Consider the following 14467-nt stretch of genomic DNA (forward strand, 5'->3'; position numbering starts at 1 on the left):
TCAACGTGATTGGGGGCCGGGACAAAGAAAGCGAAGCCTACTTCGCCTTCGGCTTCCAGCTGTTCACATAGTCCAGGTTTTCAACGCGCGACGCGCCCTCCCCCACATCGAGCGGGTCGCGCGTGTCGATCATCACAGCGTATTCATCCGTCGCCGGCTTTTTCTGTTCCAGCATATTCGCCAGCGCCTTGGGGTGCGGACCGTGAGTGAAGCCCGCCGGATGGAAGGTCATCATGCCCGCATCGATATTGTCGCGGCTGAAGAAGTCGCCAGCATGGTAGAACAGCACTTCATCATAATCGTCATTATTGTGGAAGAACGGCACTTTCAAAGCGCCCGGATCCGTCTCGAAGGGCCGCGGGGCGAAGGTGCAGACCACAAAGCGATCTGACAGGAAGGTGGTGTGCGCGCTCGGCGGCAAATGATAGCGATGGCTCATCAACGGTCGGATATGGCGCACATTCAGGCGCACCGGATGCAGCTCGCCATGCCAGCCCACCGCGTCCAGCGGGTTGTAGGGATAGGTGATGGTGGAGACCTGGCCGCGCTTTTTGATCAGCACCTTCCACTCATGATCCTCATCGGTCTGCTGCGCCTTGAAGGCGTCATCCATGGCGGGCACGTCGAACATGGCCGGATCAAACACGGCGTGAGGGCCCACAAGCCCTTTGTCCGGCAAGGTGTAATGGGTGTTGGTGGCCTCAACCATCAGCACCAGGGTCGGCTCTGACGGCGACAGCCGCCACAGCGTGCCGCGCGGCAGGACGATATAGTCGCCCGCCTCGTACGCTAGGTGTCCGAAATCACAGAACAGAGAACCGGCGCCGCGATGAACAAACAAGAGCTGGTCGCCATCAGCGTTGCGCGCCAGCGTGGTCATCGGCTCGGACAATGACCAGAAGCGGATGTCGGTGGCGGCGTTAAACAGGACTGAAGACGAGTCCCAGGGCGAGTTTTCGGCCTTGCCCAGCTTGTTCAGGTCAAAGGCGCGCGGCTGCAGCGGACCTTCAAAATCCACCCAGCCCGTGGGCGGACGCTTGTGATGCAGGAAGGCTGCGGGGCCGAAAAACCCCTCCTTGCTCATCTCCCGCTCATAGGTACCTTCGGGCATGTCGGCATGAGCCTGGCGCGAGGCATTGCCTTCAACGCGCGATGCGTAAATCCATTTGCGAGCCATGAGTCGCTCCCTGACTGGCGAAACCGTTACCGAGCAAGATAGTTACATTTGCAACTAATTAAAAGCCGCGCGGCGGACCTGAATCCATGGAAACAGTGCAAAAGCGATTTGGCCGCAGAGCCCGAGCGCGCCAGCAGGCGTTATCCAATTCTGCAACTGATCTGACAGCGTGCGCTCGAAAGCCAGCGCCCCAAGACTGAATTCCGCAATCATCAAGCAGAAGAAAGCGACGGCGCCCATCATGAGCGCCGCCTGAAGGGTTGAAATGCGCAGTTGGCGGATCCAGAACCCTGAAGCCAGCCAACACGCCAACAGAATAACAGGCAGCTCGATCAGCACCGCGATGAACTCGCTCACTGCCGGCGCAATCAGAAGGACGCGCACACTTCCGAGCACAAAACCCAGTGCGAAGATGACAGCGAAATAGGCGAGACCCGCCAGTGCCGCCTGCTTCATCGCACCTAGTCCTCATCTCCATAAATCGAGATCACAGGCTCATCGCCCGGGGTCCAGCTGGCGCGATACATGCCCGGTGTGTTGAAGCTCCAGATCGGCTCGCCATGGCTCAACATGACGACGCCGCCATCACCACCCATCTCGCTAAGCGCGTCCTGGATCACGGCGTCAGCGGCTTGCTGGCCACCCTCCTCGCCTAAAACCTCAAGCTGTGTGCATATGCGCGCTGCGACATTGAGACGGATAAAGTATTCACCAGTCCCCGTCGCCGAAACGCCGCAATCCGGCGTGGCGTATGTGCCGGCGCCGATGATCGGGCTGTCGCCCACCCGGCCCCAGCGCTTGGCCGTGGTGCCGCCGGTGGAGGTGCCGGCGACGACCTCGCCTGACATGTCGCGGGCGACCACGCCCACAGTCCCAAAGGCGTGCTCGCGCTCCATCAGGTCGAGCGCGCCTTCACGAATGGGTTCCGCCTCTGGCGCGCCTTCAGGGCGCGGCGGGACCGTCAGACCCATGCGGCGCACGGCGCGCTCCATTGAGGCCCAGCGCCGCTCTGTGAAGAAATACGAATTGTCCACCAGCTCAAGCCCCTGATCAGCGGCGAACGCTTCCGCCCCCGGGCTCTGAAGCATCACATGGGGACTGTTTTCGAGTACGGCCCTCGCCAGGCTGATCGGGTGACGCACGGTCGTGACGCCCGACACAGCGCCCGCTTGCATGTCCGAGCCGCGCATGATGGAGGCATCCAGCTCATTGCGCCCTTCAGCGGTAAACACTGCGCCGACGCCGGAATTGAACTTGGGATCGTCCTCAAGCGTCTGGATGACCGCTTCGACCACATCCATGGCCGAGGCGCCGTCCGCCAGCATCTCGCCGCCGAGCCGGATCGCGGCGTCCAGGGCGTCGCGATAGGCAGCCTCGGTCTCCGCGTCCATGTCACCGCGTTCGATCACCCCGGCGCCCCCATGCAGGACGATCGACCAGTCTTGCTCTTGCGCCAATGCGGCTCCGTTCGCCAGAACCATCGCACACACGCCTAAAACCAAACGCCGCATTTCACTCTCCCCGAAAACGTTTGTCAGTGAGAGGACCAGCTTGCGCGCGCCTTGGCAAGGACGCAGTCACGCAAGACGGCACACGCCAAACAAACGAAAGGCGAGGTTCCCCAACCTCGCCTCTCTGCGCACGTCTGAACTGCTGCAGTCTAGCTCAGTCGTGGCTGGGACAGCATGCCCACGCGCCCGAGCGCATACTGGGCTTTTTCTCCGAACATGCCCGTCCGTGAAGCGAGGCGGTTGAGCTTCTGCGCGGTATCCTTGCACAGAGCGCGAGCGTGATCGGCCGACCATTCACCCACATCTGCGGATCCCACCGCTTCCTCAACGAGATTCAACGGATGCATCCGCTCTTCAGCGTCATAAAGGGTCGCTGTCAGAGATGTCGGCGCGGAAAAGCCCATCAGATAGGCTGGCGCGCCCATAGCCCCCTCAAGAATGCCGGAGAGGTCCGGGTGCGCGTAAGCGGACACGCCAGCGCGCCGGAGCAGAATCTCGCCCGGACGCGGCTCACAACCGGTCGCAGGTTGATGCAGGCCGTTATCGGCCATGATCGGGCCGCCAGGATGAAGCTGGACATGGACGATAGACCAGTTCGCCGCGCGCGCTTCGGACAGGATGGATGCGCTGACCTGAGCAACACGTTCACCTTCAGGGTCCGTCCAGGGACGCCCTTTTGCGACGAATTCCATTTGCAGGTCCAGGCATACCAGTACAGGAACTCCCAGGCTCATTTTGCTGTCTCCGTCTGTTTTTTGGCCGGCGCGGCTTTGGCTCCGCGTCCTGGCTCCCTCCCCTGTAACGGTGAAGCGCCGCGCTTCACCGACTTGTCCAAGGGGCCCGGTTTGTCCCAATCCCCTTCGGGCCGATCCAGGATCAGAGGATCGGTATCAATGTGAAGCGCTTTGGGGTGGGGGTCCGGACGCCCCTCCATTTCCGCATACGCCCTATCTGAAAATACGAAGACCCCGCGATGCTCGCGGTGGATAAAGCCATAACGCTTCCAGTACGGGATCAGATGTTCCTGCACATGGCCCACGAATTTGCGGTAGCCCTTGCGACGGATCAGATCGATCGCATCCTTCATCATCTGGCGCGCCACACGACCTGACCGATGCCCGTTTCGCACGCAGACCCGTTCGATTTTGGCGAAATCGGCAAACCAGCGCACCCGCAGACAGCCTAGCGGCTCGCCTCCGGCTTCAGCCAGCAAATGTGTCGCGCCCGCAAGGTCATTGCCGTCAAACTCTTCGTCATAGGGGCAGTCCTGCTCGGACATGTAAACAAGCGCACGAACCACCGAGATCCGCTGCATATCGTCCATGGTCCGTGCTACGCGCACGATCACAGGCGGTTCAAATTCCTCAACATGCGTACCGTCCATAGCCCCCTCCAAACCCTAAGCGTTGCTGGTGTCTGCAGCCTGGGGCACCCACCCCAGCCAGGCTGCGCCCGCCGACGGCGCATCAAGCGCGGCGGTCATCATGCGGCCCTCCCGGCTCATCGGCCGGGCGAAAAGGGCGACATGCGGAAACGCCTTGCGGCGTGCTTCTGTGACAGCGCGCACTACGGCGCGTTTATCGGCTTCGCTGACACCCGCCAGGCACCAGACATAAATTGCGGATGCGCGCTCATCCGGCGCAGTCAGCTGATCAAGATCAGGCTGGTCCGGCGACAGGCGCCCATACATCAGCGCCTCAAACCCGACAGGATTCAGAAACAACAAGGCGATAAAGCCGCTGGCCTCGCCCGCTTCATTGCGCCGTATGAAGAAGCAACGCTCCGTACGCGCCTGACAGGCCAGCACAATGTCTGGAGACGCAAGGGCGCCGCCCAGCGCGGTCACTGCAACTGTGGAGGCGTCTGCGACGTCAAGAGGCTCTTCAGAAGATGTAAAGCCATGGCGCGCAAAAATGCGGAACAGTTCAGCGGTTGCTGGCGCATCTGGCCCTACAAGCCGGTGTTGCTTATCCTGATCGCGCATGTAGCCCCTCAACCAATGGATCGGATGTTACTGGTTTTGATCACTCATCCCCTCCAACGAAGTCGACATGCCCCCTATTCATCCGCAAAGCGGACCCGCTCATGACCACTAAGCCGCAATTGTTTGACTGGGACGATCTGCGTATTTTTCATGCGCTGGTGTCCTCTGGATCCATGAGCAGCGCTGCGCGCAAGCTTGGTATCGGACAGCCAACCGTGAGTCGGCGTCTGGAGCAGCTTGAAACTCGCATCGGCGCGCGTCTGGTGACACGCGGCGCCGATGGTGTGGAGCTGACCGATATCGGCGAACGCATCTGGGCGCAGGTCCAGATCATGCAAAACACTGCCGGCGATATCGAACGCATCGCCCATCAGGCGGACCGCGCTGATGCCGGCACGGTGCATCTGGCGGCGCCTGAAGGCGTGGCCGGATACTGGATTGCCCGTCAGCTACCCAGCTTTGTGGAAGCCAATCCGTTGATCAATCTGGAGATCAACACCCGCGTGGATGGTGAGCTGGCGCTCGATCAGAGCGACATCAGCCTGCAAATGACAGAATCCAAACGGATGAGCCATGTGGCGACCGAGTTGGCGACGTTGCATTACGTACCCTTCGCCGCGCGCGCCTATCTCGACACTTATGGCGCTCCAAAAAGCGTTGCGGACGTGCTCAATCACCGCATCGCGGATCTGGTGAGCTATCGTGAACAGCAAACCCATTGGCCCAAGGAGGCCAGCGCCATCAAGCAGATGATGAACCCGTCTCTGACGACGGATAACTCACTGGCGCTGGTTGAGGCGGTGCGCGCAGGCACAGCCATCTCAATGATCCCCACCTACGCCGCCAAGGTCCAGCCCGACCTGGTGCATGTGGATCTGGGGCTGGAAGTGCCGATTACTCTGTGGATGGTCTACCATCCCGACCAACGCCGCGTGACCCGCGTGCGTAAGGTTCTGGACTGGCTGCGCGAGATTTTCGACGGCAGCCTCTATCCCTGGTTCCGCAAGGATTACCTGCCTCCCAGCACGTTTTCGGACGTGGATGTGGTGCATGTACGCGGCGAACGCCCACGCCCCCGAGCGCTGGACTAGGTGCGCGGCCCGGTATGCGCGATGACAAGGCGCAGCACCGCCCAGATCGCGCTCGCAATGACGCTGGCATAGAGCAGGATCACCAGATCGGGTTGGTAGAGCGCCAAACCGGTTAGCGTCGTACCAAAGAGGTTAGGCACGACCCTTAACAGCACAACCGCCAGTACGCCCGCCATCACCAGCGGAAACCAAAGGCTGATCATTCCGCCCAGGCCGGACTTGGCGCGCAAACCGTCGCGCAGCACAACAGCGACAATACTGGCCGCCAGATAGACAAGCGGCATCAGCGCGAAAAGCAGGTATAGCGATTTGGGCCCCCAGTTGGCGCCAGCGTCGGCATAGGGCTCGCCCAGCGCTCGATTGGTCACGCCATAAAGTAGCGGATAGACCTCGCCAAAGCCCATCCCCCCCGACGCATTGACCAGCACGACCACCCCGCGCTGCTGTGCCGGTTCCAGAACCGCGATCGCCTCAAAGCCCGGCGTCAGCCCACTATGCAGCGCGTAGCCGCCCTCAGGGTCCAGCGCCCAGCCCAGACCGTAATAGGGCGAAGCATCGCTGGCCGGTCGCAGCATCATCGCCTTGCCCGCCGATGAGATCACATCATCGCGCCCATTCAGCATCATTTGCAGGTAGTGCGCCATGTCCACGGCGCTGGAGACAATGCCCCCGGAGGGCGCGGTCACGCTACTCCCCCAACCTGCCTCAACCGGACGGCGCCCGAAGAACCAGGGTAGATGCCCGGTCGCCAGACCACCAACCGGCTCACCGGTCAGGACATGAGTGTTCGTCATTCCCAACGGAGACAGGATGTGCGCTGTGACATACTCGGCATAAGCCTCACCGCTAACCGCTTCGATCACCGCGCCGAGGATCTGGTAATTGGCGTTGGAATAGGCCCATGCGCCGTCGGCTTGGGCAGGGCCATCAGCGGCGAGCTGAGACACCCGTTCAGCGAGGCTCTGATCGTGATGCGCCGCATTGCCCTGAACCGTCGAATAGCCACTGGTATGGCCGAGCAACTGACGCAAAGTGATCGGTGTTTGCGTCTCAAAACCTGGAAGGTGGAGGGCGACCTCGTCCTCAAGGGTCAGGGCGCCGCTTTCCTTGAGCTGCATGATGGCAAGCGCTGTAAAGCTCTTTGTGATCGAGCCGACCTGAAACAGGGCCTGCGGCGTCACAGATGCGTCTTCGCCCCGCCGCAGAACACCGGACGCGCCCGTGATGACGCCCCCTTCATCCACGAGCGCATAGGCAAGACCGGGCGCATTCGAGCGCGCCATCTGCTGGTCGAGAAAAGCGTCAACGTTGTCGGCAGCTTGCGCAATAGCGCTCATCGCCAGAGTGAAGACCGCCATTAGAGAAGTCAGAATAAGCCGCATGAAGTCCCCCATCCGGGGGCATAGTGCACCGTGTCGCCTCAAGGACAAACACGAGAGCGCCGCTTATGAAAAAGCTCCCAAACGACTGAACGTTCGGGAGCTTGATCCATGCCGCACTTTGGTCGGCCTTACGGCGTCAGCACGACCTTGCCCTTCACGCGGCGCTCAAGAAGGTCTTCGAACGCCTTGGCGTAGTCTTCAAGCTTATAGCTGGCGGAGACTTGCGGCTTGATCTTCCCGGCCTCGTAGAAATCAAAGATTTCCTTGAGATTCTGAGCGTTAGCGCGCGGGTTCTGGCCCGCCCAGGCGCCCCAGAAGACGCCCTGGATATTGCGGCTATTGAGAAGGGCGAGATTGAGCGGAATTTTCGGGATCGGGCCGGACGCAAAGCCAATCACCAGATAGCGCCCGTTCCACCCCGTCGCCCGCAGCGCTGGCTCGGCGAAGTCGCCCCCGACCGGATCATAGACAACGTCCACGCCCTTGCCGCCGCTCAATTCCTTGGCGCGGGCTTTGAGGTCTTCGGTGGTGTAATTGATTGTCTCGTCGGCGCCATTGTCGCGGCAGAACTGAAGCTTCTCTTCTGAACTCGCAGCCGCGATCACCTTGGCGCCCATGGCCTTGGCGAGTTGGACCGTAGCGATGCCGACACCGCCCGCGGCGCCCAGCACGAGGATCGTTTCGCCCTCTTTCAGTTGCGCACGGTCTTTCAGAGCATGATAGCTGGTGCCGTAGATCGTGGTCAGCGCCGCGCCTTCTTCATAGCTCATGCTCTCGGGCATCGGCACGACCTGGCTGAAATGCACGGGCACTTTCTCAGCAAAAGCGCCCAGCATGGTCGCCGCGATCACCCGGTCTCCGTCCTTGACGCCTTGAACCTTGTCGCCCAGCGCAGAGATGACGCCCGCCGCCTCCATACCCGGCACAAACGGGGTCGGCGGCTTCATCTGGTACTTGCCCTCGACCAGCAAGATGTCGGGGAAGTTGACGCCCGCCGCCTTGACGTCGAGCATCACCATGCCTTCACCCAGAGGCGGCTCTGGCGCCTCCTCCACGGTGAGGTTCTTGTAAGGTGCGAAATCCTTGCAGATCAATGCGCGCATGAACGGCTCCTCCCTGACTCATCTGTCTGTTAGAGGGCACGATAGAGCAGCAAACGCTTGGCGCAAGCAACTCCTTAACCGCTAAAGCGCCTGCGCTTCCCGAATCTCTACGTATGGCGCAGTGTGAAGACTGACGACAGGCTGCATCCTTCTTCAGAGCCGAGCAGAAAGGCCGCTCCATGAGCCCCAAAGACATCCAGGCGCCCCAGACTTTCGCTCCGTCCGTGCAGCTCAATCTCAACATTCGCGGGCTGGGTCTATCGGCGACCCTCGCGATCAATGAGCGGTCTTCAGCCCTGATGAAGCAGGGACGGAAAGTGTCAAAGCTGGGGCTGGGCCAATCCCCCTTCCCGGTTCCAGACATCATGCAAAAGGCGTTGCGCGACAACGCCTTCCAGAAAGATTACCTGCCGGTCCAGGGGCTATATGGCCTGCGCGAGAGCATTTGTCGGTATCTGGAGCGCACTCAAGGGCTCGATTTTGATCCTGAAGACATCCTGGTGGGACCCGGCTCCAAAGAGCTGATGTTCCTGTTGCAGCTTGTCTATTACGGCGACTTGCTGATCCCGACGCCGTCCTGGGTCAGCTATGCGCCCCAGGCCCAGATCATCGGCCGCCCGATCCGCTGGCTGCCGACCGCGCCCGACACAGGTTTAGGCGTCACGCCAGAAGTGTTGAACCGGGCGTGTGAGGCGGACCCGGACCGCCCGCGCCTTTTGATCCTGAACTCTCCGGGCAATCCCACCGGCACCGCCTATACCCCAGATCAGATGCTCGGCATCGCAGAAGCCGCACGCGAGCACCGCCTATTGTTGTTGTCGGATGAGATCTATGGCGGCGTGCAATTTGACGGCAAGCACCACTCCGCCGCGCGCTATTATCGTGGAGGCACCATCATTTCCGATGGCATTTCAAAATGGGCGGGCGCGGGCGGCTGGCGTCTGGGCTTTTTCGCCTTCCCCAAATCTCTGACCTGGCTGAAGGACGCGATGGCCACGGCGGCGAGCGAGACCTACACCTCGGTGTCCGCCCCCATCCAGCACGCAGCCCGGCTCGCGTTTGAGGGAGGGCCGGAGATGGAGCTCTATCTCACCCGGTCCCGACAGGTACTGGAGGCATTGGCGAATTTCGTCACCGACCAACTCACTGACGCCGGCGCTCAGGTCAATCCGATCCGGGGCGGCTTTTACGCCTTTCCCAATTTTGACCCCATTCGCAGCGTCCTGAATGCGCGGGGGATCACGACAAGCACCCAACTGTGTGAAGCGCTCCTGGAAGACACCGGCGTCGCCACCCTCCCCGGCTCGGCGTTCGGACGCCCCGAAAACGAGCTCTCGCTACGGCTGGCGTTCGTGGATTTTGACGGGGAACTGGCGCTGCGCGCCCTATCAGAGGGCGAAACGCTCGACGAAGCCTTCCTGAACCGGCATTGTCCACGGGTGATAGAGGGGATCAAAGCCATGGCGCACTGGGCGCGCTGCTGACCCTCACGCGCGGGACCGTCATGGACATTGACTGGAATGCGGTGATGGCCGCCGAGGGATTTTCCACCTGGATCCGCATCATGATCTGGGTCTGGGTCGCGTGCGTGATCTGGCTGTTTGTCGTACTGTTGCGCGGCGGCTTTACGGACATGACCGAAGTCATCACTTCGCGCTACGCCACGGCGGGCGAACGTTCGCGCATGATGATGCGCCTTCCGACCCGGTTTTTGCTGCTGGTGGTCGCGGCCCTGTTCGGCGGCGCCAGCTTCGCCATTCCGCTCTTCATTCAGGGCGCGGTGGTGTTGTTTCTATGGCGACAGGCTACGGGCGGATAAACGCATTGCCAAAGGAAAAATAAATGTCGACGTTAATCACAAGAATTGAGGAGAGAATCCAATCTCTAAAAATATCAGCCACTGAAGCCTCTCTTTCCGCAGGTCTCAATCCTAATGCTATAGGCGACATACTACGTGGGAAAACAAAGAGCCCACGGGCTCAGAGCCTTTATGCTATAGCCACCACCTTACAATGCGATACAGATTACCTGCTCGGAAAAAGTGATATAATATATTCTACAGCAGGGAATACGCATACGCCTGCCTACATATTTCTCAGCGACGAAGAGATTGAGCTAATTATTGCATTTCGATCACTCAAGAAGCATAAAAACCCCAACCATGCACTAAACACAATAAGAAAACTACTGGAAACAAGTGAAAGCACCTCCAACAGCTAACTATTCTCCAATCAAGCCGCGCCGGCGTTGCGCTTCGGCAGCACCCAGCCCGGGCGTGGGAAATGGCACGTATAGCCATTGGGATAGCGCTCAAGATAATCTTGGTGGAAGTCTTCCGCTTCCCAGAATTCACCGGCGGGGACCACTTGCGTCACCACCTGCCCCGGCCAAAGACCCGACGCGTTCACATCCGCAATCGTCTCCTCGGCGACCGCTTTCTGGGCGTCGCTGAGATAGAAAATAGCGGACCTGTACTGGTCGCCGATATCATTGCCCTGACGGTCCACTGTCGTGGGATCATGGATCTGGAAAAACAGCTCCAGCATATCGCGATAGCTGGTCACACTCGGATCAAACACGATCTCGATGGATTCTGCGTGGCCGGTCTGGCCGGTCTTCACCATGTCATAGGTAGGATTATCGGTCTTGCCGCCGCTATACCCTACGCGCGTGGAGATCACGCCGGGACGACGCCGGATCAAATCCTGCATGCCCCAGAAGCAGCCGCCCGCCAGAAGGGCGCGTTCGGTGGTCTCAACCATTATTGGGCCTCCTTACGGCCAGCTTTCACGAAATCGATATAGTCGCCATAGCCTTCCGCCTCCATCGCTTCGAGCGGAATAAAGCGCAGCGCAGCGGAGTTGATGCAGTAACGCAAGCCCCCCGCTTCCTCCGGGCCGTCAGGAAAGACATGGCCCAGATGGCTGTCGGCATGGGTCGAGCGCACTTCCGTGCGGACCATGCCATGGCTGTCATCGCGTAACTCATCGAGCGCTTGCGGCGTGATGGGCCGGGTGAAGCTGGGCCATCCGCAGCCTGATTCATATTTGTCCGCGGAGGCGAAAAGCGGCTCGCCCGACACGATATCCACGAAAATGCCGTCGCGCTTCTCGTTCAGCAATTCGCCGCTGAAAGGGCGTTCGGTGCCATTCTCTTGCGTGACATAGCGCTGTTCAGGCGTCAGCCGCGCCAGCGCGTCCGGCGTGCGGGCCCATTTGGGGTCAGTGGTCATCACGCTCTCCTCAGCCTCTTAGACGATGCTGGGTCGCAATTGAGTGCGCGCCACCATCCTCTCTTCAATGTGATGCGGAGGGGCTTTCAGACAAGAGGCGATAGACGCGATGTTACAGGGCGCCGATGGCTTCCCAGGGAAACTCCACCCATTCATCGGCTGGCGTCTGACGCCCGGTGACGACGCCTGGCGCGCCGCCGGTCTTGTCCACCAGCGCCGCCACGATGGCGTCGGGGTACCGCGCCCTGACGGCTTCCAGCGTGCGACCTGAATCAATGATGTCGTCGATCACGATAGCCGCGCTGTCCGGAGCCGCGCCATAGGCTTGCATCCGGCCCTGCGCGCCCTCTACCCCATCAGCATAGGACATCAGCCCCAGAGAGGTCATCTTGCGCAAGCCCAGCCGGTGCGCCACCAGCGCAGCGGGGATCAACCCGCCCCGCGCCACCCCTACAAGCACCGTGTCAGGATCAATCGGGCCGTGCCGTTCGATCAACTGATCAGCGATGCAGGCGGACAGGGTTTCAATATCGGTCCAGCTGAGCTTGAGCATGAAGCGTCCCCTTTCATTCTGACGCAGCGGCTTGATCCAACCGGTCCAGCGCCGCCTGAGCATTGGAACACCAATAGCAGTCCTCTGCGCGCTCGCCCAAGGTCAAAGCCCGCTGGTAATGTCGGCGAGCCAGGTCATGCCGCCCGATCTGTTCATAAGCGTAGGCCAGGCTGTCTTGCAGATTGCCGTTTTGAGGGTGCAGCTCAGTATTCAGCGACAGAAAGCCCAGACCCCAAGCTTCCTGTTGGCGCTCGATGGACTGCAAACCGGTCCTGTTTAACACCCAAGGGGCTGGAACAGGGTCGCCTAACCGGGCTTCCAGATAAGCGGCAAGCTGGTCAATGTCTTCAGGCGTGTGCTCCGCCATGAAAAGATGCACCAGCCGCACAGCCCCCCCATGCACGGGATCTGCCTCATAACGCGGATCATCCATCATGCGCGCGATTTCATACCCCATGCGGCCGACATTGCCGCGCGCCGCATTGGTCAGATGAAGGATCAAGGTGTCCGAGCGCGGCCCGTACTGAACGCTGACGAAGAAGACGCCATTACTCCCCGAATGGCTGATCCAGGGTTCACCGGAGGGGCGAGCGCCCACACCCCACCCATAGCTGTAATGGGTGAAGGTCGGCGGATAGGGGTCATCAAGCGCCATCAAAGGCGACTGGATCAACGCCAGCGAGTCCGCATTGAGAACATCTCCTGCGTGGAGCGCCGTCATCCAGCGATGCATATCTGCAGGGGTTGAATAAATCCCGCCATTGCCCAGCAATTGATAGGAGACGGGCTCAGTCCGCCAGCGCTCGAGATAAAACAGGCCCCGATCCGCGCGATCAGGATCGGCGTGGAAATCGTCATACCCGCGCGCCGCGTTCTGGGCGGACCACTCCATCAGGCGATAACCCGTCTGCGTCAGCCCTGCGGGCTCCAGAACCAGCCGGCGAAGAACGGTCTCATATCCCTCCCCTGTGGCGCGCTCGATCACGATGGCGAGCAGGGAGTAACCGGCGTTTGTGTATTCATATCCAGTGCCCGGAGACCGGTTGAGCGGACTGGCCCATAGCGGCGCGAGAAAATCTGCTACAGGTTTGTAAGGATCTGAATCGCGCCCATCGAACGCCCCGTTCTCATCGGACAGACCCGAACTATGGGTCATCAGCTGGTGGATGGTGATGTCCGCCTTGTCCTCAGGCGCTTCCGGAAAGAAACGCTCCAGAGGGTCATCAAGCGCCAACACGCCATCCTCAACCAGGCGCAATATGACCGCCGCTGTGAATTGCTTGGTCATGGACCCGATGTCGAACAGTGTGTCTTGGTGAAACGAAACGTCTGAACGCCGGTCTGCGGCGCCGTGATAGCCCTCATAGACCGGCACGTCGCCCTGATAGACCCAGATGACGCCCGGCGTGGCGCCCTCCGCTATTGAAGCCTGCACATAGGACTCGATCCGTGCCGACAAAGGCGCAGGCGCGTATGGGACAGACCAACAGGGCGCCGCTCCGAAAAGCGCGCACGCAACACCCAACCATTTCCATACGGACATGGCGACCTCCTTGGATTTCATGATTTCAAAGACGAAAAAGAGCTTGGTTACTTCCAGCGGAAGCTGACGAAGAAACAGCCCAGCGCGCCGAACAGGAACATAACTGCCGGCGCCAGGAACCAGCGCAGCGGCGACGGTGTGATCACGAGTTCAGAGTCAACGGGCCGGAAAAAGCGTTGGCCGCCCTCCACGCGCTCCAGATACCCGTTTTCATGCATGTCCTGGCTAACGCGAACCTGCGGATCGGCGCGCTCCATCATGGCGACCTGCAAGGCGCGGGCGGCCGCCTCTTCGGGCCGGTCTTCACCCAGATCAGGCCGCAAGCTGCGATCCAGAATGGCATAGACATTCATGTCCTCACCCGGCGCAATCACGCCCGGCGACACATAATGATAGATAGTGTCTTCGTCATCCTCAGCCAGGCCGGACAATCCCAAGGAAGCCCCGCCCAGAAAGACACAGGCCACACCCGCGCTCAGCCAGCTGCGCGACAGGCGCATGCTGCGGCTCTGGAGCGTGATGATGGCGGAGCGAACATGAGCTACCTCTCGCAGATCTTTCAGGCTTTGCGCATCGAGCGACTGAGCCACAGCTTCAGCGTCAAACCCGTAGGCCGCCGCCAGACGCTCGAAGACCTCCTGCGAGGGGAAGGACTTCCCCGTCTCCAGCTTGGACAGATAGGACTGCTCGATCTCGGCCTTGGCCGCAGCTTCGGGTTGGGTCCAGCCCTTCTGTTCTCGTTGGGCTCTCAGATACTCGCCGAATGTCATAACCGTCTCCGCTCAATGCGTACGCCAACCGTACGTCGATGAGCGCAGTCTTGGAAAGTCGGAGCGCGACTGACAGATGAATATCCGCGCCTAAGACATGAATATCGGGGGTGGTTTGAAG

At 60.5% G+C, this 14467-nt stretch carries 17 protein-coding genes; 4 read left to right on the plus strand and 13 right to left on the minus strand.

Going from position 1 to position 14467, the window contains the following annotated elements; genetic code table 11:
- Positions 1-37: 37 nt before the first annotated feature.
- The 6 genes from ACP154_RS13750 to ACP154_RS13775 all read right to left on the minus strand — a co-directional run bounded on the left by ACP154_RS13750 (position 38) and on the right by ACP154_RS13775 (position 4672).
- Complete coding sequence (locus tag ACP154_RS13750) at positions 38-1177, minus strand: homogentisate 1,2-dioxygenase (RefSeq protein WP_421858181.1); 1140 nt, start codon at positions 1175-1177, stop codon at positions 38-40.
- A gap of 54 nt (positions 1178-1231) precedes the next feature.
- Complete coding sequence (locus ACP154_RS13755; RefSeq protein WP_421858179.1) at positions 1232-1534, minus strand: hypothetical protein; 303 nt, start codon at positions 1532-1534, stop codon at positions 1232-1234.
- A 104-nt stretch (positions 1535-1638) separates the two neighbouring features.
- Entirely contained in the window at positions 1639-2688 is a 1050-nt protein-coding gene (locus ACP154_RS13760; protein WP_421858177.1) for an isoaspartyl peptidase/L-asparaginase family protein, read from the minus strand.
- Positions 2689-2837: 149 nt separating this feature from the next.
- Positions 2838-3422: an isochorismatase family protein gene (locus ACP154_RS13765; protein ID WP_107713490.1), complete on the minus strand. Its 585-nt coding sequence runs from the start codon at positions 3420-3422 to the stop codon at positions 2838-2840.
- Complete coding sequence (locus ACP154_RS13770) at positions 3419-4072, minus strand: GNAT family N-acetyltransferase (RefSeq protein WP_421858174.1); 654 nt, start codon at positions 4070-4072, stop codon at positions 3419-3421. Before ACP154_RS13770 ends, ACP154_RS13765 begins: the two co-directional genes overlap by 4 nt.
- Before the next feature lie 15 nt (positions 4073-4087).
- Positions 4088-4672, minus strand: a complete 585-nt coding sequence (locus ACP154_RS13775) for a hypothetical protein (RefSeq protein ID WP_107713492.1) — start codon at positions 4670-4672, stop codon at positions 4088-4090.
- A gap of 101 nt (positions 4673-4773) precedes the next feature.
- Between ACP154_RS13775 and ACP154_RS13780 the strand changes: the two genes are divergently transcribed.
- The gene (locus ACP154_RS13780; RefSeq protein ID WP_107713493.1) at positions 4774-5763 is read left to right on the plus strand and encodes a LysR family transcriptional regulator; all 990 of its coding nucleotides are present in this window, start codon (positions 4774-4776) and stop codon (positions 5761-5763) included.
- On the opposite strand, the gene ACP154_RS13785 is transcribed toward ACP154_RS13780, so the two are convergent.
- Entirely contained in the window at positions 5760-7145 is a 1386-nt protein-coding gene (locus tag ACP154_RS13785; RefSeq protein WP_421858170.1) for a serine hydrolase domain-containing protein, read from the minus strand. The genes ACP154_RS13780 and ACP154_RS13785 overlap by 4 nt on opposite strands.
- A 128-nt stretch (positions 7146-7273) precedes the next feature.
- Positions 7274-8248: an NADPH:quinone oxidoreductase family protein gene (locus tag ACP154_RS13790; protein WP_421858167.1), complete on the minus strand. Its 975-nt coding sequence runs from the start codon at positions 8246-8248 to the stop codon at positions 7274-7276.
- A 179-nt stretch (positions 8249-8427) separates the two neighbouring features.
- On the opposite strand from ACP154_RS13790, the gene ACP154_RS13795 reads away from it, so the two are divergent.
- The 3 genes from ACP154_RS13795 to ACP154_RS13805 are packed head-to-tail and all read left to right on the plus strand — an operon-like array spanning position 8428 to position 10468.
- Positions 8428-9732: a pyridoxal phosphate-dependent aminotransferase gene (locus tag ACP154_RS13795; RefSeq protein WP_421858164.1), complete on the plus strand. Its 1305-nt coding sequence runs from the start codon at positions 8428-8430 to the stop codon at positions 9730-9732.
- A 20-nt stretch (positions 9733-9752) separates the two neighbouring features.
- Complete coding sequence (locus tag ACP154_RS13800; protein WP_421858162.1) at positions 9753-10067, plus strand: hypothetical protein; 315 nt, start codon at positions 9753-9755, stop codon at positions 10065-10067.
- A 23-nt stretch (positions 10068-10090) separates the two neighbouring features.
- Positions 10091-10468: a helix-turn-helix domain-containing protein gene (locus tag ACP154_RS13805; RefSeq protein ID WP_421858158.1), complete on the plus strand. Its 378-nt coding sequence runs from the start codon at positions 10091-10093 to the stop codon at positions 10466-10468.
- A gap of 11 nt (positions 10469-10479) precedes the next feature.
- Here the strand turns inward: ACP154_RS13805 and msrA are convergent, their stop codons facing one another.
- The 5 genes from msrA to ACP154_RS13830 all read right to left on the minus strand — a co-directional run bounded on the left by msrA (position 10480) and on the right by ACP154_RS13830 (position 14346).
- The gene (gene msrA / locus ACP154_RS13810) at positions 10480-11010 is read right to left on the minus strand and encodes a peptide-methionine (S)-S-oxide reductase MsrA (protein ID WP_421858155.1); all 531 of its coding nucleotides are present in this window, start codon (positions 11008-11010) and stop codon (positions 10480-10482) included.
- The gene (gene msrB / locus ACP154_RS13815) at positions 11010-11480 is read right to left on the minus strand and encodes a peptide-methionine (R)-S-oxide reductase MsrB (protein ID WP_421858152.1); all 471 of its coding nucleotides are present in this window, start codon (positions 11478-11480) and stop codon (positions 11010-11012) included. Before msrB ends, msrA begins: the two co-directional genes overlap by 1 nt.
- A gap of 112 nt (positions 11481-11592) precedes the next feature.
- Positions 11593-12033 (minus strand): phosphoribosyltransferase, encoded by a 441-nt coding sequence (locus ACP154_RS13820; RefSeq protein WP_421858149.1) that lies wholly within the window; start codon positions 12031-12033, stop codon positions 11593-11595.
- A 13-nt stretch (positions 12034-12046) separates the two neighbouring features.
- Positions 12047-13576, minus strand: coding sequence for a serine hydrolase (locus ACP154_RS13825; protein ID WP_421858146.1), 1530 nt, complete (start codon positions 13574-13576; stop codon positions 12047-12049).
- Between the two features lie 47 nt (positions 13577-13623).
- Positions 13624-14346 (minus strand): helix-turn-helix domain-containing protein, encoded by a 723-nt coding sequence (locus tag ACP154_RS13830; protein ID WP_421858143.1) that lies wholly within the window; start codon positions 14344-14346, stop codon positions 13624-13626.
- Positions 14347-14467 lie beyond the last annotated feature (121 nt).

The sequence above is a fragment of the Oceanicaulis sp. genome, from assembly GCF_965249665.1.
Taxonomy (GTDB): domain Bacteria; phylum Pseudomonadota; class Alphaproteobacteria; order Caulobacterales; family Maricaulaceae; genus Oceanicaulis.